The following is a 21,033-nucleotide window of genomic DNA, read 5'->3' as shown; positions in this document are numbered from 1 at the left end:
ATCCATTCGGAGATAGTTTCAGTGGTCATATTTACTACTGAATATACATATGTAACAATTTGTTCATATCCGTTACGCTATATTGGGTTACCGTTAAAGCAGACTGGACAACCAGTCTGCTTTTTTTTAGGGATATTTGAACTACCAAGCTAGCTGACCCAAACCGTTTACCCTCAGAGAGCCGGGTGCTTCTGGCTGTCTGCCTTTTCTTACGCTATGAAAAAATGGTATCTCTGCCTGTTGCTAATGCCCCTGGCCGCAGCAGCACAAACAAACTACGTGGTTCGTACGGCAAACGCCACTACGCCCGGAACGTTCAATACGTTAATAGGGCCTCTGGCCGGTAATCCGGCCATGAATGCCAATCGGAATACGTTTGTAGGCTATCAGGCTGGTAATCAGAACTTAACGGGAAATGATAACGCATTCCTGGGTTATCAGGCGGGCCTGAACAACACGGAAGGGATCAATAATGTCTTTCTGGGTGCTAGTTCGGGCGTAACCAATCAGTACAGCAGTAACAACACCTTTGTTGGCGCGCAGGCCGGTCGGCAGAATACCGACGGTGAATTCAATGTCTTTCTGGGAGCCTCGGCAGGCGTATCGAACGCAACGGGCGGATCGAATACGATGCTGGGTGCTTTTGCCGGGCAGTTCAATACAGATGGGGGCGGCTCGGTACTGGTTGGCTACGCGGCCGGACTGATCAATAACGCCAGCGCCAGTACGTTTCTGGGAACCTATGCTGGCTACAACAACACCAGTGGCTCCGGCAATGCGTTTGTGGGGTATCAGGCCGGTTACGAAAACACGACGGGCAGCAACAACACCTTTATGGGAAACGATGTCGGTGTCAGCGGCAACACGGGCAGTCATAATACATTCATTGGCAACTCGGCGGGTCACGATAATGTAAGCGGAGCGCAGAATACATTCATTGGGAGTCGGGCAGGCTTCAAGTCACGCAGTGGCGCCAACACCCTGATTGGCTATAACGCCGGCCTGAACAATACGGATGGTGGTTTCAACACGTTCATCGGCGTGCAGGCAGGGCTAAGCAACACCACCGGCTCCTCAAACCTGATGATTGGGGTAAACGCTGGTTCGGCCAACCAGAGCGGTTCGGCCAACTTCTTTGTGGGCGATAATGCCGGGGGGCAGAACACCACGGGCGGCTTCAATGTATATCTGGGCACCAATGCGGGCAATGGCGTGGGGGTTAATGGCAGTAATAATGTAGCGATTGGATTTGAAAGCGGCCGAACCAACAGCGGTGGTAATACCAACACATATCTGGGTTTCCGGGCTGATGCAGGAGCGGCTGGTCTGACGAATGCGACGGCTATTGGCGCCAACGCCCGTGTAACGACTTCTAACGCACTGGTGCTGGGTAATAATGTTAACGTGGGTATCGGTACCACGGCCCCCGCTACCCGGCTCGAAGTAGCCAGCGGTACAGGCGGTATCTCCGGGCTTCGATTCACTAACCTGACTTCTGCCAATAGTGGCGTTATGAATGCCAGCAAGTTCCTGACGGTCGACGGCAGCGGCAACGTTGTTCTGGCCAACTACGTAAACGGAGCCCGACTACCGGATGCTGCTAATGCAGCCGGGGAGTCGCTATGGCAATTAAACGGACAGCATCTGCAGAATACAGCCGGTGGAAAAGTCATCATCGGCAACCATGTTGGCAAAATTCCAACAGGCTACAAACTCTTTGTGGAAGATGGCATTCTGACGGAGCGCGTGAAAGTAGCGGTACGGAACAGCAGCGATTGGAGCGACTTCGTGTTTGCCCCAACGTATAGACTACGGCCGTTAGCCGAGGTTGAGCAGTTTATTAGAACGAACCGGCACCTGCCGGGCGTACCCTCAGCCGCTGAAGTAATGAAAGATGGTGTGGATGTGGGCAAAATGGACGCCAAACTGCTCGAAAAAGTAGAAGAAACGATGCTGTATGTTATTCAGCTTAAGCACGAAGTCGATCAGCTTCGGCGGCAAAACCACAAACTACAGCAAACTGTTAAACGGCTGAGAAAACGTTAATACATTATTTACCTCACTTTCTCATTAAAGGAGAGATTTATTCATTTAAAAGCATTGCTTCGCTTAGTCTATATAGCCATACAAATTGTGGTAAAAATACTATTTTATATGTATAATATTCGTTGAATGTTACGTATTGGCTAACAAGGTTATTAAATATTTCGTTTAGCCAAACAAAATAGAGCTTTAGTTGCTTATTACAGGGCGGGCAACCGGAATGTGTAAAACCAATCCGGCCCCTGTTCCTCAGAAATACATGTAAAGCCTATGACAACGTATATGAACGACTCGACGGTATGGAACCGCAACCCGAAAAATGTGGCTTTTATTGGCGATTACCTTCCGCGCCAATGCGGTATTGCTACGTTTACCTCTGACCTCTACAAGTCATACGATTCGTTCATTCCTGATTCGAGAGCCATGGTTGTATCGGTCAACGATACGCCCGACGGGTATAATTACCCCAATGAAGTTCGGTACGATTTTTACCAGCACGATCAGGAAGCGTATCGGAAAGCCGCCGAATTTCTGAACTCGAAAGATACGGAGGTCGTATGCCTCCAGCATGAGTACGGTATCTTTGGCGGTCCCGCCGGCAGCTACATTCTGACGCTGCTGCGGAACCTGACCATGCCCGTTGTGACAACGTTCCACACGATTCTGAAAACGCCCAGCGAAGAGCAGTTGCTGGTTCTGAAAAGCATTGCCGATCTTTCCTCACGGGTGATCTGCATGTCTGAAAAAGGGCGCGATTTCCTGATTAACATTTACGAGGTTCCCGAAGAGAAAATTGATATCATTCCACACGGTATTCCGGACATGCCGTTTGTGGACCCGCACTTTTATAAGGACCGGTTCGGTATGGAAGGCAAGCAGACGTTGCTGACGTTTGGTCTGCTCTCCCCCAATAAAGGCATCGAGAATGTAATCCGTGCCTTGCCGCGTATTAGAGAGAAGTGCCCGAATGTAGTGTATATGGTCCTGGGTGCTACGCATCCGCATCTGGTTCGGCACGAGGGCGAGGCCTATCGCGATAGTCTGAAAAAGCTGGCCGCCGATTGTGGCGTTCGCGATCATGTCCGGTTCTATAATCAGTTTGTTGAACTCGACGACCTGCGCGAATACCTAGGGGCGGCCGATATCTATATTACGCCTTATCTAAACGAAGCCCAGATCACTTCCGGAACGCTGGCTTACTCGTTTGGCGTGGGGAAAGCCGTTGTTTCAACACCTTACTGGCACGCTGAAGAACTACTGGCCGATGAACGGGGCGTGCTGGTGCCCTTTAACGATTCCGATGCCATTGCCGAGCAGGTCATCAATCTGCTTACCGACGAGCCAATGCGTCACGCCATGCGCAAGCGGGGCTATATGATGGGACGCGATATGATCTGGGAGCGGGTTATTCAGCACTATGCCGACTCGTTTGCCAAGGCTCGCCGGGAACGGATGACTACCATCAACAACCAGACCCCCTACGATATGGGCGGTAACGGTCGGGCAGCATTCAAACTACCGGCGCTGCGGCTGGATCATCTCTACCGGCTGACCGATTCGACGGGAATCGTGCAGCATGCCCGCTATCACCTGCCGTTCTATGAAGAAGGGTACTGCACCGATGACAATGCACGGGCGCTCATTCTGGCCGTCATGCTGCAGGAAACCGGACTGGGCGAACGGAAGCTGGCGCAGGCTGCCGACAACTACTGTGCGTTTCTGAACCATGCCTACTCGCCAGATCACCATCGGTTCCGCAACTTTATGAGTTATGATCGGCGCTGGCTTGAGGAAGTCGGATCCGACGATAGCACCGGGCGGACCATCTGGGCGCTGGGCGTCTGCATTGGCCGGGCTACCGACCGCAACACGGTAACCTGGGCGATGAGTATGCTTGAGAAAGTCCTGCCCACAATTGTCGAGATGACCTCGCCCCGGGCCTGGGCATTTGCGCTGCTGGGTATCTATGAGTATCAGAAGAAGTTTAACGACGACCGTCTGGCTAAAACCATCCAGCGGCAACTGCTCGATAAACTCATGTTCCGGTATACCGAAACGGCAACGGAAGACTGGCCGTGGTTTGAGGATAAGCTCACCTACGACAACGCTGTGCTGGCCCATGTGCTGATTCGCTCCGGTGATGAGCGCCTGGTGAAGATTGGCCTTCAGTCGCTGCGGTGGCTGGTGGACCTACAGACATCCGAACGGGGTCATTTCCAGCCTATCGGATCAAATGGGTTCTATACCAAAGGGCAGACCCGGGCCTATTTTGATCAGCAGCCGCTGGAAGCCCAGAGCACCGTTGCGGCCACGCTGGCGGCTTATGTTGTAACGGGCGATGAAGAATGGCACCGTACCGCCATCCGGGTATTCAAGTGGTTCCTGGGCCTGAATGACCTGGGCCTGCCGATCTATGACCAGCAGACAGGCGGTTGCCGCGATGGCCTGCATATAGACCGGGTAAACCAGAACCAGGGTGCCGAATCAACGCTTTCGTATTTGCTGGCCCTGGCTGAGCTATACAACGTTCAGAAACAGCATACAGAAAAGAAATCGGTGCAGGTAGCGATTTCATCACTCGTTAACGGCTAACTGAGTAGTCAGACATTTACCGGGAAGACGCCAAAAACAAACTGCTCCAATTTACCGATGAGCTATCTTGTTTTCGGCGTCTTCTTCGTTTAACCTTATGTCGAAATGAAGAAGGGGCAACTGTGAATCGCTTGTGGAACGGAATTTGTTAACCCTTTTCGTTTAGTAGAGTAACAACACCGTATCGTATTACCTATGAGTGTAAAAGCCACCCGCACCGGAATTGTGTTACGGCCCGATCCCACCCGCGTTTTATTCCGCCCGTTTGAGCTGGGCAGCACCCGGACGCTGAAAATTATTGCCCGCGTCAATGCTATGTCGGATGCCGAGGTAGAAGTTAAACTCAACGAAGTTATCCGGGAATTTGGCGGTCGTCATTATAAACTGGAGCGGTTTCTCCTCCAGCGGTTCGAGCAGATACGACCCCAGCTGCTGACCGACGAACCGCTGAGCCTCGAACGTAAACTGCTGCTCGGAGCTTATTTTACGATGGAGTATTCGCTCGAATCAGCGGCTCTGTTCAACCCGTCGATGATCTGGCATCCCGATCAGACCAACGTGCCGCCGGGCTACAAGCGATTCATTCTCAGCCTGCGGGCAACGGGAGAGGGGCACGTATCGTCTATCTCGTTCCGAATGGGCTATATCGACGAAGAAGGCAAGATCGTGTTGCGGAAACCGTCGCGCTACGTAACATCGCCCGAAATTGTACCAAACCACCGCTTCAACCGGACTCAGTTTGAGCGTAAGCTCTATGAACTGCGACTCGAAAACAGCATTCAGGAAAAAATGATGATCGGCCTGGGCGAGGAGTTTAGTCTGCCCGAGCTGGAAGCACAGATAAAGCGTATATCGGCGCAGTATCGTTACAATGCGGAGTATGAGACCATTGCCAGCGGACTGCTGGCGCTGGCCCGGTCGAACTACGAGATTGATTTTGATGACGATCAGAGCCTCGATGAACGCTGCATTTTTCCTACCTCGCCTAACGAAACCAACGGTATTGAAGATGCCCGGTTCGTGCAGTTCACTGAGGATAACGACGAAGTAACCTACTACGCTACCTATACGGCCTATAACGGTCGTGTTACGTTTCCGCAGCTGCTGGCTACCAAAGATTTTTCGCACTTTAGCGTCAGCACGCTTAACGGAGCCGAGGTTGCGAACAAGGGAATGGCCCTGTTCCCGCGGAAGATTAATGGCAAATACGCCATGATTTCGAGACAGGACGGCGAGAATATCTACCTGATGTATTCGGATGACCTGTATTTCTGGCAGACGAAAGAACTGATCATGAAGCCAACCTACCATTGGGAGTACGTGCAACTCGGTAACTGCGGCTCGCCAATTGAGACGGAAGCAGGCTGGCTGGTACTGAGCCACGGCGTCGGCCCCATGCGTAAATACGCCATTGGCGCATTTCTGCTCGACCTGAATGATCCCAGCAAGGTCATTGGCCGAACCACCGAGCCGATTCTGAGCCCGGATGAAAATGAGCGCGAAGGCTACGTACCCAATGTCGTCTATAGCTGCGGAGGACTTATTAACGGCCGCGAGTTGATTATCCCGTACGCCATGTCGGATTACGCCAGCAGTTTTGCTACTGTCAATGTCGACGAGCTACTGGCCGAGCTGACGGGCAAGGCTAAGCCCGAACTGGTGGCAGATATTGCCCGCTAATCGCAGGAAAAGTTTAAATAGAAAAGGCAGCTCGTTTGAGCTGCCTTTTCTGTTAATGAACGTAACGCCAGTTAGTTAACGCGTCGAATGGTTTCGGTAATTACCCGGTTCCCACCGGCACCGGCATACTGATAACTCAGCGTAAAGGTCCGGGTAGCCGGATTATACGAATTCGTACCTGTCTGCACCGTAGTTGGCGTGCTGCCCCTGGGGATAATGGTAACCGTATTATCTGCATTCACCCGCAGCCACATCAGAAAGCCGCTACCCCCCAGATCGGCGTATTCGGTCTGGCTGGTGTTGGCGTCGATGCTGTTTAGCGTCTTGGACCGGTTAATGGCCCGGGTACCCGCCGTTGGGTGAACAAACTGCCCCGTTGCCTGATACGTTCCTTCGTAGTTATTCCGAAGCTTGATCGCTATGATCTTGGTGCCGTAGTTGCTGCTCACCGTTACGCCGTTCGTTGCGCTTTTCAGCACGAACGGAACCGCGTAGTTATCCGTAAACTTCAGCGTGGTGGTGTTCAGCTGAAAAGCCACCGGGGCCAGCCGGGTGCCAGCTCTTACCGTTACCGTTGGCGTGAGCAGCTTATACAGCGATGCAGGAAGAATCTGATAGTTCGTGCCATTCTGCGTGTTGTAAGCCGTCAGCGCAGCCGGATCAATCGCAACCGTTACGTCGGTATTCTGCGATGGCATGTTCGGCGAAGCAATGTTTACGTCGAACGAATCGGTAGCGGCTGCCACCTGCAGGTAGCTGCGCGCGTCTTCGATGCCGTAAAAAGCCGACGACGGAATCTCCGCAATAGCGCCTACATTCTTGAAATCAACGTAATGTTCGTCGTCGTTCAGGCACGAGCTCAGACTGGCCGTCAGGCCCGCAGCTGCGACAACGTATAAAAACTTTTTCATAGTAATAGCTTTACGAGTGTTGACGTCTTATTTCTCCCAGAAAATCTTCGTTGTAAACTGGCTGACCGTTCCCTGCGCGTTCACGTTGGTCTGGTTGTAGTTATACTCGCTCTGCGGATACAGCAACCGAATCGGAATCTGCCGGATGGTGGTACTTGGGTCCTGCGAGATCGGTACGTTCGGATACCCTAACCGGCGGTAATCCGACCAGGCTTCAAACGGCGAGAACCCGTTTAGCGACGCCCATTTCTGCGTAATGATTGCCTGGAGTTTATTGGGCGATGCATCCCAGCCTACATTGTTGATTGCCTGCGAGTAGTAAGTTGCGGCCTGCGCAGCCGTCAGGCCCACGTTCAGGAACGATTCGGTGATGGCCTGCTGATACAGCGTTTTGGCGTTGCCGGTAATCCAGCCGCGCTGAGCCGCTTCGGCCTGCAGGAATAACGCTTCGTGCGACGAGAGAATGACCGCATCCTGATCAGGAGCAGCAATCAGGGCCGGACCGATGGCCGATACCTGACTGTTTACCAGCGGAGCAATGGTGCCAAAGAACGTAGCGTTAAAATTGGTTCCCGTTCCTCCTACCGGAAAGTAGAACCGGCCCAGACGCGGGTCGTTGGTCTGCTGATAAAAGTCAATGGCGTATTTATTGGCCTTGTACTGGTTGTTCAGCTCAGTTGGCGTACCGGTTACGGTGCTGCCGAAGTTGCCATAGAACGGATTCTGCCGGTTGGCCGAGTTGGTATAACCAGGGTTAACCGCAGCGTTCTCCCTAGCCTCCAGGAAGCCATATGGCGAAGCTTTAAGCACAGTCAGCTGCGACTGAATAAACGCCTGACGTTCCGGTTTTTCGGACTGGCGCAGCAGCATCCGCAGCTTCAGCGTATTGGCAAACCGGCGCCACTCGTCGAGGTCACCGTGGAACATAATGTCGTTCGTTCCCGGGTTCAGCACCGTACCGCCCTGTTCAGAGAGCTTGTCGGCCTGGTCAAAAAGTGCCAGTGCGGCATCGATCTGTTTAAACAGGTCTTCGTAAATCGCTACCTGATCGTCGTATTTGGGCGAGGCCGTGCTTACGCCCGATAGTGCTTCGGTGTACGGAACGTTGCCATAGGTATCGACCAGAATCTGAAAGTGAAAGGCTTTCATGATTTTGGCCATGGCCTGCACCACGGGCTGATTCAGGGCGGCTCCCTGCGTGTCGATGTAATTATAGTTCTTCAGGATCAGGTAGCCATTGTCCCAGATACCCGCTCCAAACGCGTTCGTGAACTGATAGTTCTTGTCCGATGTACCGATGGAGTAGTTACCGCTCCAGTTCCAGTAGCCCATCCAGAGGTTCAGAAACGGGAACCGGGTCTGAATGTAGCTGGCCGACGAGGCTAGTGCACCTGGCAAAACCAGCTCCGGCGTTGCCGACGTAGCCTGGTTTGGGTTATTATTGATGTTGAGGTAATCTTCTTTACAGCTCGTTGCTACCAGAAGCAGTGCTGCCAAAGCCCCAACAGTTGTCTTCTTTATATTGAACATTGGAATTTGTTGATTAAGTGTTAGAACCCAAGGCTTACCCGGAAACCATAGAAACGGGTGGGGGGCGTCTGATATTCGTTGGTTGTACCCTGCGCGTTACTATTATCGAGCGAAAACTCGGGGTCTGAGAAGACGTTTGTTTTCGGACGCAGCATCAGCAGGTTACGGCCCGTTACGGCAACGTTCAGCGACCGGAACACTTTGAGCTTGCTCAGGAAAGCAGCCGGCACGTTATAGCCAAGAACGACCTCACGCAACTTCCAGAAAGCCGCACTGGTTACGTAGCTCGAACCGGCGTTGTGGAAACCTGAGTTTGTCCAGAATTCGAGGTTGCCATCGCGGGTCGATACGCTCGTGTTGGGTGAAAACGACCCGTCGGGATTCTGAATAACCGAGTTTGGATAAATGAAATTCTGCCGACCGTTGTACGTTGACCGGATGCCCGCTCCCGTAAATTCAAGGGCATTGCCCAGCGCGTTGTAGATTACGTTACCGCCCCGATATTCAACCACTGCCGATAGCGTAAAATCGTTGTATGCAAAGGTATTGGTCAGGCCAAAACGGTGACGGGGCTGGGTGGTGCCGAAATACTTGATATTGGCGTCTAGGATTGGATAACCCGTGGTTGAATTAACAATCGGCTGACCATAATACGGGCTGTTTACGTCGGCCACCCGCTGAATGTCCGACAGGTATAGGGCTGGATAAGGCTGACCAACAGCGGCATAAACCGAAGAACCCGCGCCACTGCTCTGCGGAATATTGATCCGGTCGAGACCGGCATATACGGCCGTTACCTTGTTGTCGAGGAAGGTATAGTTTGTATTGATATTCCACGTAAAGCCACCGGCATTGACAATGGGGCGCAGGGTCCGCAGTTCCAGCTCAACACCCCGGTTTTCCATTGTACCGGTATTGATCAGCGCCGACGTATAGCCCGTAGCCCGCGATATCTGGATTGGTACAGTCTGGTTAATCGTCGTCGTGTTGTAGTACACGGCTTCCAGGTTTACGTAGCTGAACAGGCCCATTTCGAAACCTATTTCGCGGTTAGTCGTGAATTCGGGTTTCAGGTTGGGGTCGTTCTGCTGGTTGCCCAGTTCAAAGCCAGCTTGGCTGCCAAATGGGAACTGCGTACCGCCCGAAGCCGGATTACCACCCGTCGACTGATTCGTGCCGGGGTTAAACACATTCTGCAACTGGTAAGCCGCCACGTTTACGTTACCGGCCTTGGCTACGCCCCCGCGCAGTTTCAGGTACGTCAGCGTGTTGTTGTTCTTCAGCGCGGGAATGGCCTCAGTCAGGATAACCGACGCATCAACACTAGGGTAGAAGAACGAACGGTTGCCTGGTGCCAGCAGGGAGGTCCAGTCATTCCGGCCCGTGGCGTGCAGAAACAGGAAGTCCCGGTAGCCTAAGGTCAGATCGCCGAAGGCACCCAGCAGGCGGCTCTGCGAATTATATTCCTGTACGTTCGGTTCACCCAGTCGGTTCGAAATGTTGTAAACGCCCGGAATGACAAGTGCTGCTGCGTTGGCATACGTGTACCGACGATAATCCGTGCGGGTCTGCTGACCCAGGATCAGCCTGGTTGTAAAGTTGCCAAATGTTGGGCTCAACGTGACCAGCAGGTCGCCGGTAAAGCGGGTCCGTGTGTCGGTCTGGTCGGTAACGGTCGCGCTGCGGTGACGAACCGACGACGCGATATTACCCGCGCCCCAGGGGTCGCCAATGGCATAATCGCTGAAGGTCACGTCGGCCACGTGGGATTTGTACTGCAGGTTCGACAATTGCCCCGACACCCGGTACAGTACGTTCAGCCAGGGCGTGAACTGATACGCTACGTCTGTATATCCCTGGAAGTTATACTGGTTGCTAACCTGGCGCGAATTGTCGCCGGTTACCTGCCACCAGGGGTTCGGATAATAGGCGTTGAAATAACCGTTTACATCCCCATAGGGCGAGGTAATGTCCTTAAGCCGGGGATCGGTCAGCGGAGCATGTGCCGGCTGGTTCAGCAGGTTCCAGTAAACCGGACGGCCCTGACCGAAGTCGCCGTTTTCAATGTTGGTATTCTGATAGGTAAAGTTTGCTTTTGCCGTAGCCGTAAATTTCTCGATGGTCCGGCCGCCGTTGATCAGCAGGTTCGTCCGGTTGAAGCGGTCATTCGGGACAATACCCGTCTGGTCAACCCGCTGGATACCCAGCCCAAAGAAGTTCTGGGCATCGCCTACCCGGTAAGACAGATCATGCTGAATAGTAGCACCCGTGTTAAAGAACGCCTTGCGGGGATCTTTTGCCAGCGCCTGATAAGGAACCATCAGCGTATCGAGCGAGATCGTCCCATCGGGGTTCCGCACCTGTACGCCGTAACCCAGCGGCTGCATGGAACCATCATAAGCCGGACCAAACTGCTGGTTTTCGTAAGGAACGTAAAGTCGCTGACCATTGGCATCGAGGAACGGAGCTCCTTCACCACCGTTCGACCCGTATCTGTTCTGAAGCGTAGGCATGTACGAAACGCTCTCAAACTGGGTGTTGTTGGTGTACGAAATCTGCGGCCGGTTGTTGGTGGTTCCTCGTTTGGTGGTGATAACCAGCACGCCATTTGAGGCATCCGATCCATACAGAGCTGCCGCGCTGGGGCCTTTCAAAATCGTCGTGCTTTCAATGTCGTTGGGGTTGATTGACGACAGAAAACTGATGTCGGTCAGAGCCCCATCCACAACCAGCAACGCCTGGTTATTACCCAGGAACGACCGGTTACCACGAATTGTCAGACGGGGGGAGGCCCCGACGGCGTTGTTGGTCAGATTGACCTGCAGACCAGCGACTTTACCTGTCAAGCCGTTTGCGATATTGACCGGAGCCGCCTGGTTGATCTGGGCGCTATTGATTTTGGTGATGGAAGTACCAATCTCGCGCTCGGTCCGACGTATACCAAATCCCGTTACAACTACCTCATTCAGCGTCGACGCATCCGTCTCCAGAGTTATATTGATCGTACTGCGGTTGCCGACCGCTACGTCCTGGGTTTTAAACCCGACAAATGAAAACGTTAGCGTTGAGTTAGGACCGGCGTTGATCCGGTAGGTTCCATCGGCGTTGGTTGTGGTCCCGCGACTAGTTCCCTTCACGACGATGCTAACCCCCGGCAGCGCAGAGCCGTCATCTGATGAAGTAACGCGCCCGGTCACAGCTGCATCCTGCGCCATCAGTGGCAGGCAGAACAGCAACGACAGAAGCCAGCTTCCAATTAGAACTTTTCTCATAAAAGTTGATGGAGATTAATTTGAACTAGAAATTTAAGTTAAGCCAAAATTAACATTTTTTAAACGCAACAAACGCTAATTCGGCTGAACATAGCTCTAAAACTTAGGTAAATACGTTACGACTGAGTATTATGGTGAAGAAATGAGGTCTGATTCGTAATGAATCCGAATTATTAAGAAATTATACTTTTAGGTGATTTTACCTATTGGATCGAGTGGCGCTTAAGTACTTTCCTTAGGCCTTGATGAGTTATCAGAGGCACTATGCCGTCAACGGTAAACACAAATAGATCAAGCAGATAGATTACAGTGACTTATAGGGCTGAAACTTGAAATTCAGAAAAAAGTTTTCTGGCTTAGCAAACCAGCCCTTACCCTCACTCTAAGTAATAATTCGGGCTCGGGAGATCGCTCGTGTGTTCCGGTCAACCCCATAAACCACTGCTTCTGTTTGTTAGCGTATGGTAAAGGAAAGCCCCCTCTCAGAACGTCGCGTTACGTTTGAAAATATCAATGCGTTGATGTGCTTATCGGTGGGAGGCTGTCCCGATGGTAAATTGTCTCCAGTGTAAGACGGTATACGCTAAGACATTTAAAATAGCGGTTTTTTTGTCTAGGTAATTTGTAGGGAAATGTGTTGAGTATATCAGAATAATATTGCCCAGCAACTCGTTGAGCGATTTATTCGTCCAGGTCAGGGGGAGAAAATGCCAAATTTTGTTTTCTTTGATTCCTTGGTATATTTGCTCCAGAGAAGCATTATTTATTCTTAACTTAAACAATATCCTATGCGTAAATTTTTACTGACGCAGTTCTTACTGTGTTTATTTGCTATTCCCTTGCTGGCTCAGGATCGGGCCATCTCTGGAAAGATCACTTCATCAGAAGACGGCTCTGCTCTCCCAGGGGTTAGTATCGTTGTAAAAGGAACAACCCAGGGCACTACAACCAGCGCGGACGGAACTTACAGCATTAATGTCGCTAAGGGAGCTGTACTACAAATCAGCTTTATCGGTTTCCGATCGGAAAGCGTTAAGATCGAAAACCAGACAACTGTAAGCCTGGCTCTGAAACCCGACGCATCGCAACTGCAGGAGATTGTGGTGACGGCGCAGGGCATCCGGAAAAGCCAGCGTGAACTTGGGTATGCCGTATCGAAGGTGGAAACCGGCGACGTCACCGTGGGTCGTTCGCCCCAGTTGGCGCAGGCACTTTCGGGTAAGGTAACGGGCCTGGCGGTTTACAACGTTAACAACAGCGTGGACCCTTCCGTAAAGGTCGTGCTGCGGGGCTACCGGTCGCTGACGGGTAACAACGAAGCCCTGGTCGTGCTGGACGGTATGCAGACTACCTCGACGATTCTGGCTACGATTAACCCCAACGACATTGAGAGTGTCTCGATTCTGAAGGGTGGTCAGGCGGCTACACTATATGGCTCGGCAGGTATCAACGGCGCTATTCTTATCACAACCAAGAAAGGCACTAAAGGCAAACTGCGCGTTAGCTATTCGAACAGCACTAACATTGAGCAGGTCAGCTTTCTGCCCCAGTTCCAGGATAAGTTTGGATCGGGTTCGCACTATTATCCTGCTTTTGGCTCAGCCGGTTACAGCAACGATCCGCTGGTACGGATGCAGGGCAACTGGCGTTCATACGAAAACCAGCAATTTGGTGATCCGTTCGATGGCTCGCAGCGGATCATGGGTCGCACAGCTGAAGACGGTAGTCAGTTGATAGTTCCTTACGCAGCCATTAAGAACGGTCGGCGGAAAGCGTTTAATACGGGCGTGTCGATGAACAACCAGATCAACTTCCAGGGGGGCGATGAAACCAGCTCGTTCTATCTGTCGCTGGAGAATCAGAAGATTGCCGGTATTGTTCCCCACGATAAAAGCGAGCGGACGGGTGCCCGTCTGTCTGGTACTAAAGAATACGGCAAACTGACAGCCAGCTTTAACGCTGCCTATATTCAGGCTGCCTACGACCGGACTACGTCTGACTTCTACAATGACGTGATCAACCAGCCGGCTAACCTGCCGCTGAGTGATCTGCGCGACTGGCAGACCGATCCACTGGCTAACCCGAATGGTTTTTATAACGATTATTATAACAACCCTTATTTTAACGCTGATAATAACCGGGCTAAGTACAAAGACGCGAACCTGAACGGAAACATTAATCTGAACCTGCGCGCAACTCCCTGGCTTACGTTCACGGAACGGCTGGGTGTGATGAACAACTCCCGGACGGGCAAGAATACCACGGGTAAGTTCACCTACACGGACTGGGCCAAGACGAAATCCTTTATTCCTGAGCCTTTCTTCCGCGAAGGTGACGGTACAGGCATCTACCGGGCCATTTCCGATGTTCTCGGCGCTGTGTTGGATTACTCCGGTACGGAGAACGTAGTGAACAACGAGTTCCTGATTCAGGCCGACAAAACATTCGGTGCGTTCCAGAATAAGTTGATTCTGGGTAACAGCGTATATCAGCGTACGACGAAAGGAATAGCCGTTGGGTCAAGCTCCATCGTTGTGCCTGATGTGTACAACGTAGCGAACCGGCAAGGCGAATTAACAGGTGGCGAGAACAATACACTCGAACGCCGGGTGGGTTACTACGCCGACCTGAGCTCGAACTACAAGAACTGGCTGATTCTGAACGGATCGTTCCGCTATGACCAGACGTCGCGATTCTATAAGTCGACGCGGCCGACCAATTCGTGGTCGTACCCATACTATGGAGCGGCCGTTTCGTTCATTGCTACCGATGCACTGCCTATCAAGTCGTCGTTCCTGAACTACGCTAAAATTCGGGCGAACTACAACAAAAATGCCAATGACAACATTCCGCTTTATGGGCTCGATCTGGTCTACAGTAACGGGGCCGGTTTCCCATATGGCAACACGGTTGGTCTGACGGTTGGTAACCGCCTGCCCGATGCAAACCTGCGGCCTGAAGTGGTGTACTCTGCTGAAGTTGGGGGCGAGTTTCAGTTGCTGAACAACCGGATCAACCTCGACGTATCGGCCTATACTCAGCGTTCGGAAGGTCAGGTAATCACGGTTCGCATACCGAACACAACGGGCTTCAGCAACCTGCTGATCAACGTCGGCGAAACCAAGAACTGGGGGTATGAAGCCGAACTGAAATACCTCATCGCCCGCGGTGGCAAGTTTACCTGGGATGCCAGTCTGCGCTATTCATACAACGACAACAAGGTAATTGACCTGTATCCGGGCATCAATGAGTTCCAGTACGGCGGCTACTCTTACGCCAACACGAACGTAATTAAAGGTGAGCGGTTCCCGATCCTGAAAACCGATGGCTATCAGTATGCGCCGGACGGTTCGGGTTACGTACTGGTTAACCCCACTACGGGTTATCCGCTGCGCCAGACGACGCTTTCACCGCGTGGAGGAACTCTGCCCCGCCATATCGCTGGTCTGGGTTCGAAGGTGGAGTACGGTAACTTTGGGTTCACGTTTAACTTCGAATACCGGGGTGGCAACGTAATGTTCAGTGATCTGGGCCGTCAGATGACCTTTACCGGCTCGGGCAAGTGGACTGAAAACCGGTTCCCGCACCTCTACCCCAACTCGGCAATTCTGGGTAGCGACGGAAAAACGGTCACGCCAAACACCACGGTTCAGGTGCGCGAGGCTGAATATGCTCTGTGGGTAGATAGCTACCGGCTGATTTCCGAGAACTTCGTGGCTCCGGCCTGGTTCATCAAGCTCCGGGACATCAACCTGTCGTACTCTCTGCCGCAAAGCCTCTTGTCTAAAACGCGGCTCTTCACCGGCGGCAGCATTGCTCTTTATGGTCGTAACATATTGACGATTGTCGACAAGAAGAACTATTACACGGATCCGGAATTCAGCTATCAGGGCAGTCCGTCTCCGGGCGACATCGGTTTACCGTCGACGAGCACAGCAGTTGGTATTGGTATCAACAATACCTTGCAAACGCCACCGGTACGTCAGTACGGTGTTAATCTTAACCTGACATTCTAATCATCCGTCATTCAGACCGATATGAAACTAAAAGTAGCTTTTTTGTTAGCCGCTCTAACGCTGGCCAATAGTGCCTGTAAGGAGGACTTTTTTGATATAAACACCAACCCGAACACGCTGCCGACGGCCACGCCTAACTACGTGTTTACCAATGCCCAGAACACGACGACGCAGAACCTGCTGGGTATTAATGAACTGGGTTCGTACTGGGCGGGTCAGTGGACGCAATCGAACGGGTACATCATCAGCACGACGCAGTTCGGCTATAACTTTACCAACGGTGATTTCAACTATTGGGATGGTTATTACGATAATCTTTATGACTATCAGTACGTAATCGACAATGCTGATGCCAACAATCAGAAGTTTCTGAAAGGTCCGGCTAAGGTGATGAAAGCCATGATTTATCAGCAGTTGGTGGATATGTACGGTAACCTTCCCTATACGGAAGCGCTGAAAGCAAACGCTGTACTGGCCCCAAAGTTCGATGACCAGAAGGCTGTGTACGAATCACTGATTACGCTGCTGGACGAAGCCATTACGGATATCAAAGCCAATGCCTTTACGGGTACCCTCGGCTCGTCGGATATTATGTTTGGTGGTAACACGACTAAATGGGCGCAGTTTGCCAACTCGGTAAAAATGCGGATTCTGATGCGGCAGGCCCGCGTGGCGGGTCGGGAGTCGTATATCAGGACCGAGATCAACAAGATCGTAACGGGTGGCGCTGGTTTCATTACCGGCGAAGACGTTGCCGTTGGAGGACCGAACTTCTATGTAGCCACTGCCGGTAAAATCAACCCAATCTATGACCGTTGGGGCTACAGCGAAACAGGTGCCCGTCGGGCCTTGAATAATTTTCCGCGCGTTACCCAGTTCCTGGTCAACAGCTTGAAAGCATCGGGCGACACGCTCCGGTTAAAGCGCATTGCTTATGCCGTTGGGAATGAAAACCAGTCAAATCCGGGTGTCAGCACGGCTCGTGAAGTAGCGGCTAATTACGTCGGTACGCCATTCGGAGCTTCGTCGGGCTATCTGCCTGGTAATACCAGCGCCCTTGGTCCGAGCCTGCTGATACGGGGGCAGTTTAACCGGCCGTTTATTATCATGACGGCGGCTGAAGTGCAGTTGAACCTGGCCGAAGCCAAACAGCGCTTTCCGGACGTTACGCTGCCGGGCACAGCCAAGTCATACTTCGAAGAAGGTATCAAGCAATCGTTCCGGGCGCTGGGCGCTAACCCGGCCGGTGCCGATGTTTACAAAGGCAGCAAAGTTAATAACTATGATTGGGACGCTTCAACCGATAAGCTGGCGGCTATTGCCATCCAGAAGTGGCTGGCATATGCTAATCTGAGCGGCTTTGAAGCCTGGTCGGAGTATCGGAAAACAGGCTTGCCGGTGACGCCCCAAAGTGTTCAGGTGACCGACGCCCGGCGTCCTGTACGCCTATTCTACCCGAATACGGAAGCCGGATCAAACACCGCTAATGTAACCGGCCAGGGCACCATTGATGTATTTACCAGCCGACTGTTCTGGGACGTTGACTAAACCATCCTGAACGTTTATTTTGTGAACAGGGCCATCAAGGATGGCCCTGTTTTTTTATAAGAGAAAAACCTGCCTGATAATAAACTGTGTGCAAAGCAGGATTATTCTGATTTGTATCAGGCAAGCCGTCGCCCAAGATCGATGCTTCATGCTGATTATGAACTTCGGCTCTGGACGTAAGCAAGATATTGTTTTTGGGGTTGGGTAGAGTTCTGGACGAAGTTGCAGATTGATGTTAACACCAAAGATTGTAGCCTGCCTGTCTTAGAAAGGAAGTTATACCAGCAACAAAAAAGCGGGCCGACACAGTCAGCCCGCTTTTCGCATTACGCTTTATCCAACTATTAAGTTAATTGCTTGGCTTAATGACCTTCAGCATCTCAACGCGCTCTGGCGTTACAACCTTCAGCAGGTAGATACCCGAAGGTTGCTTATAGATGTTGATATCCTCGTGGTGCGTATCCTCGCTCGTCGTTACCGTATTCTGGTAGACTGAGCGGCCCTGCAGGTCGGTCAGCAGAACCGATACGGACTGGCGTACACCCGCTTTGATATCAACACTCAGGCGATCGATGGTTGGGTTCGGGTAAGCATGAACGCGAACATTCTCCGTAACGAACGAACCAACACGCGAACTGCCGCCCGGATCGTTGATGGTAAAGTTCACCGTTTTGGTACCCAGTGCGTTTCCTTGCGGAGTCCGATCTTTTGGTAAGGTACCCGACTGCGAACCATCCTGATCCCGGGGAGTAACCGTTAAGGTGTAATTACCAGTTGGCCAGCCGTTGTTGTAAGCTGGACCAATACCCCGATCCGGGTCGTTGATCGTGTAGAATGTGCTGGTACCCTGGTTGAAGAACAACGCGTAAGGCTCATAGTTTTCTACCGTGCTGAAGCTCAGGCCGGGGCCATTCAACTGCATTTGTACCGACTCCGAGCCGGGGCAGTTTGGCATGATCAATGCCGTCCACATCCGGGGTGCCGGGTACGTCAGCACATCACCGTTCGACAGGTTCAGCTTAATATCACCCGTGCGGGGACCCGAGGTCGGGCTGCTGGGCGTAACGCCAACAGCAATCATGTCGATAACAATGCTGGTTACGTTGACCGTCAGCGGATCCGATGTCTGTGAGCCACCGCAGTTACCAGTCGTCGTGCACTTCGCCGTATAATTCGTCGTAGCCGTTGGGCTAACCGTTATGCTGTTACCTGTGCCAATATCGCCCGAGCCATTATTCCAGGTAACCGTACCGGGGCAGCTGTTGGTGAGAGACAGTGTGGTTGAACCACCTTCGCAGACGGTAGGGCGTGAAGCTGTGATCGTTGGCTTCGCTGCTGCGCCACTAACATTGATTGCAATGGTTCCTGGGGTAACCATACAGCCGCGCGAGGTAGGAAAACTCGGCGTTGCCGTTGCTGTATAATTGCCGGCAGTACGCGCCGTGGTCTGGATACGATCGGCGTTCGGGTCAATATTGGTCAGTGGATCAAAGCCGCTTTCCAGTCCTGTCCAGGTATAGTTGATACCGGCATCGTTCGGAGAAGCGAACAGTTGGAACTGCTGACCTACGCAGATATTTAAAGGTCCGGCTTTGGGCGCTCCGTTGTAGGGAGGCAGCAGGTAGCCGACCTGAGCGGTGCTTGAGCGTACGCGAATATCGACTGTGTTACCCGTAGCCCGGAGAGGATCTCTGCTGCAGTTACCAGGACGGGTGCTGTACACTTTCGCCTGATACAACGACATCTCAGCCGCATCCGTTGGCATCGTCAGCGAAACAACGTTATTAACAGGAGGGTCTGTAATAGTTGTAGAGGCTACAACTACCGGCCCGCTGCCACCGGGCTTAACCAACTCAATCGTAAATACAGTACCGGGACATTTGAAGTTGTTCACCTCAAAGGCAACGTCAAACGTTCCGCCTGCGCAGACGACGGCGATTTTTGTTGTCGCGTTGACAACATGAACGTCATTAATTGTTTGACCCCATAGAGGGATTGTTAATAACGTTGAAAGTAATAAAGGTAATGCTTTCTTCATGGGCTTGAGCATTTATCGTTGCTGTATGAAAATATGAGCGGGCAATTTAGCTGACTTTGTTTGTCTAGTCATGTGCCCGGAAATAAAAAGTAGTTGACTGTGACCGTTGAGTGACTAATTGCTCGCAAATGTAGAAGGATTTGTGGGTGCAGTGGTATTTTTTTTAGGGTGATTTATCGTAAGGGAATGCTATTTACTAAGCGGTGTTTTTTAGGTCATATCCGGTTTTTTAAGGCTTTTTTTAGTGTCTATTCAGCGCTCTACAGGGGTAAAATTGCAGAGTAGTTACATCTGATTACTGGGCTTTGGGCAGGGTTAAGCAGTCAAACTTTTTGTTTAGATGTCGGTTATCTAATTAACAAACAGACTCAGCAAAATGGATAACGACGAAGAAGACGTAGAGCGTCAGGAAGCGCAGATAAACGGTCGGACTGAAGGCCCATTTGGGTCGGACGATGCTGATGCTGATCTACGAATGGAAGATAATCGACACCGGCCTGAGCAGGAGAACTCGGCTAACGGGCTTGATAGCATGCAGGTTCGGGGTGGTCAGGACGGCCGTAACAATCGGGGCATTGGCAGCACCGATATGGATAGCCAGAACGGGGTTCTCCGTATGAATGATCGGGACAACAGCACCATGGAGGTAACCGACGAAGGAGCCAACAGTGCCGTTGCCGGCGCAGAGAAAACCAATACCGCCATGGTCGACGTAACAACTCACGGTCCGGACGATTACGGTTCAGCCGATCAGGTTGGGGTTCCAAAAGCGCAGGAAGAAGCCAAGCAGCAGAATGACGGCGACGAAGACGAGGAACTGACAACCGACGCCGATCAACATAATGACGATGAGCTGGCTCAAACCGGTACCGAGCTGGACAACAAGCCCACGTATTAAGCGAACACAACCCAAAATCACCAACGTTATGAGCGTAAGCAGCAATTCCCGGAAAGAAAGTACCGAGTCCAATGCGGCTCAGGAGATGCACAGCACCATGGGGATTCATCCCGATCTTGGCCTGGCGCAGCTGAACGATAAAAATCTGGAAAACGATCTGCCTTCACGGGTGGCCGACAGTAACGATACGGATGTACCTGAAGATTACCAGGAAACCGTAGCGCTGGCCGACGAACCCGATAACAACGCTACCAATGTGGCACAAATGCCGGCAGACGCGGAAGATGCTTCCACGGACGAAGATAACCCGATGACGGCCTATCACCCGTCGGACAGTAATATGTCGTCGGACTCGAAAGTAGCCGACGCTGACTGGAACCGCAGCACAACCGAAGGTGCTATACCGGCTACGCGGGCCAACGAGCCAGATCGTACGCTGGGCAATTCGTAACGATTATTTTTTGTGTTTTTTGAGAATATATTGGGGCGAGCCGTTGGTTCGCCT

At 52.0% G+C, this 21,033-nt stretch carries 11 protein-coding genes; 7 read left to right on the top strand and 4 right to left on the bottom strand.

Translation table 11 applies throughout. From position 1 onward, the window contains the following. The first annotated feature begins 216 nt into the window (after window positions 1-216). From HNV11_RS17165 to HNV11_RS17155, 3 genes are all read left to right on the top strand, one after another. Complete coding sequence (locus tag HNV11_RS17165) at window positions 217-2,046, top strand: TMF family protein (protein ID WP_240163515.1); 1,830 nt, start codon at window positions 217-219, stop codon at window positions 2,044-2,046. A 267-nt stretch (window positions 2,047-2,313) separates the two neighbouring features. Continuing rightward, window positions 2,314-4,635, top strand: coding sequence for a glycosyltransferase family 4 protein (locus HNV11_RS17160; protein ID WP_205402737.1), 2,322 nt, complete (start codon window positions 2,314-2,316; stop codon window positions 4,633-4,635). Between the two features lie 195 nt (window positions 4,636-4,830). Next, window positions 4,831-6,315: a glycoside hydrolase family 130 protein gene (locus HNV11_RS17155; protein ID WP_171740826.1), complete on the top strand. Its 1,485-nt coding sequence runs from the start codon at window positions 4,831-4,833 to the stop codon at window positions 6,313-6,315. Between the two features lie 71 nt (window positions 6,316-6,386). On the opposite strand, the gene HNV11_RS17150 is transcribed toward HNV11_RS17155, so the two are convergent. From HNV11_RS17150 to HNV11_RS17140, 3 genes are read right to left on the bottom strand one after another with little or no spacing between them, the layout of a single operon-like run. Then, window positions 6,387-7,226, bottom strand: a complete 840-nt coding sequence (locus tag HNV11_RS17150; protein WP_171740825.1) for a BT_3987 domain-containing protein — start codon at window positions 7,224-7,226, stop codon at window positions 6,387-6,389. Window positions 7,227-7,253: 27 nt separating this feature from the next. Next, a complete protein-coding gene (locus HNV11_RS17145) occupies window positions 7,254-8,723 on the bottom strand; it encodes a SusD/RagB family nutrient-binding outer membrane lipoprotein (protein ID WP_240163513.1) in 1,470 nt (489 codons plus the stop codon). Window positions 8,724-8,776: 53 nt separating this feature from the next. Beyond that, window positions 8,777-12,028 carry a SusC/RagA family TonB-linked outer membrane protein gene (locus HNV11_RS17140; protein WP_171740823.1) on the bottom strand — a complete coding sequence of 1,084 codons (3,252 nt, stop codon included), beginning with the start codon at window positions 12,026-12,028 and terminating at the stop codon, window positions 8,777-8,779. Between the two features lie 788 nt (window positions 12,029-12,816). On the opposite strand from HNV11_RS17140, the gene HNV11_RS17135 reads away from it, so the two are divergent. Together HNV11_RS17135 and HNV11_RS17130 are read left to right on the top strand one after the other, a co-directional pair. After that, window positions 12,817-16,044, top strand: coding sequence for a SusC/RagA family TonB-linked outer membrane protein (locus tag HNV11_RS17135; RefSeq protein WP_171740822.1), 3,228 nt, complete (start codon window positions 12,817-12,819; stop codon window positions 16,042-16,044). 21 nt (window positions 16,045-16,065) lie between these two features. Then, window positions 16,066-17,592, top strand: coding sequence for a SusD/RagB family nutrient-binding outer membrane lipoprotein (locus HNV11_RS17130; RefSeq protein WP_171740821.1), 1,527 nt, complete (start codon window positions 16,066-16,068; stop codon window positions 17,590-17,592). 349 nt (window positions 17,593-17,941) lie between these two features. On the opposite strand, the gene HNV11_RS17125 is transcribed toward HNV11_RS17130, so the two are convergent. Continuing rightward, entirely contained in the window at window positions 17,942-19,630 is a 1,689-nt protein-coding gene (locus tag HNV11_RS17125; protein ID WP_171740820.1) for a T9SS type A sorting domain-containing protein, read from the bottom strand. Between the two features lie 376 nt (window positions 19,631-20,006). Between HNV11_RS17125 and HNV11_RS17120 the strand changes: the two genes are divergently transcribed. Beyond that, window positions 20,007-20,528 carry a hypothetical protein gene (locus HNV11_RS17120; RefSeq protein WP_171740819.1) on the top strand — a complete coding sequence of 174 codons (522 nt, stop codon included), beginning with the start codon at window positions 20,007-20,009 and terminating at the stop codon, window positions 20,526-20,528. A gap of 28 nt (window positions 20,529-20,556) precedes the next feature. Next, complete coding sequence (locus HNV11_RS17115; protein WP_171740818.1) at window positions 20,557-20,979, top strand: hypothetical protein; 423 nt, start codon at window positions 20,557-20,559, stop codon at window positions 20,977-20,979. The last annotated feature ends 54 nt before the right edge of the window (window positions 20,980-21,033 follow it).

Origin of the sequence: Spirosoma taeanense (assembly GCF_013127955.1) — a bacterium.
Taxonomy (GTDB): Bacteria; Bacteroidota; Bacteroidia; order Cytophagales; family Spirosomataceae; genus Spirosoma; species Spirosoma taeanense.
Note: the sequence above shows the minus strand (reverse complement) of the source record. Positions and strands in the feature narration are given on the sequence as shown.

Excerpts from the sequence above, each read along its gene's own strand:
- HNV11_RS17130 (WP_171740821.1), top strand. The coding sequence starts at position 16,066 with ATGAAACTAAAAGTAGCTTTTTTGTTAGCCGCTCTAACGCTGGCCAAT.
- HNV11_RS17115 (WP_171740818.1), top strand. The coding sequence starts at position 20,557 with ATGAGCGTAAGCAGCAATTCCCGGAAAGAAAGTACCGAGTCCAATGCG.
- HNV11_RS17160 (WP_205402737.1), top strand. The coding sequence starts at position 2,314 with ATGACAACGTATATGAACGACTCGACGGTATGGAACCGCAACCCGAAA.
- HNV11_RS17150 (WP_171740825.1), bottom strand. The coding sequence starts at position 7,226 with ATGAAAAAGTTTTTATACGTTGTCGCAGCTGCGGGCCTGACGGCCAGT.
- HNV11_RS17155 (WP_171740826.1), top strand. The coding sequence starts at position 4,831 with ATGAGTGTAAAAGCCACCCGCACCGGAATTGTGTTACGGCCCGATCCC.
- HNV11_RS17120 (WP_171740819.1), top strand. The coding sequence starts at position 20,007 with ATGGATAACGACGAAGAAGACGTAGAGCGTCAGGAAGCGCAGATAAAC.
- HNV11_RS17140 (WP_171740823.1), bottom strand. The coding sequence starts at position 12,028 with ATGAGAAAAGTTCTAATTGGAAGCTGGCTTCTGTCGTTGCTGTTCTGC.
- HNV11_RS17125 (WP_171740820.1), bottom strand. The coding sequence starts at position 19,630 with ATGAAGAAAGCATTACCTTTATTACTTTCAACGTTATTAACAATCCCT.
- HNV11_RS17135 (WP_171740822.1), top strand. The coding sequence starts at position 12,817 with ATGCGTAAATTTTTACTGACGCAGTTCTTACTGTGTTTATTTGCTATT.
- HNV11_RS17165 (WP_240163515.1), top strand. The coding sequence starts at position 217 with ATGAAAAAATGGTATCTCTGCCTGTTGCTAATGCCCCTGGCCGCAGCA.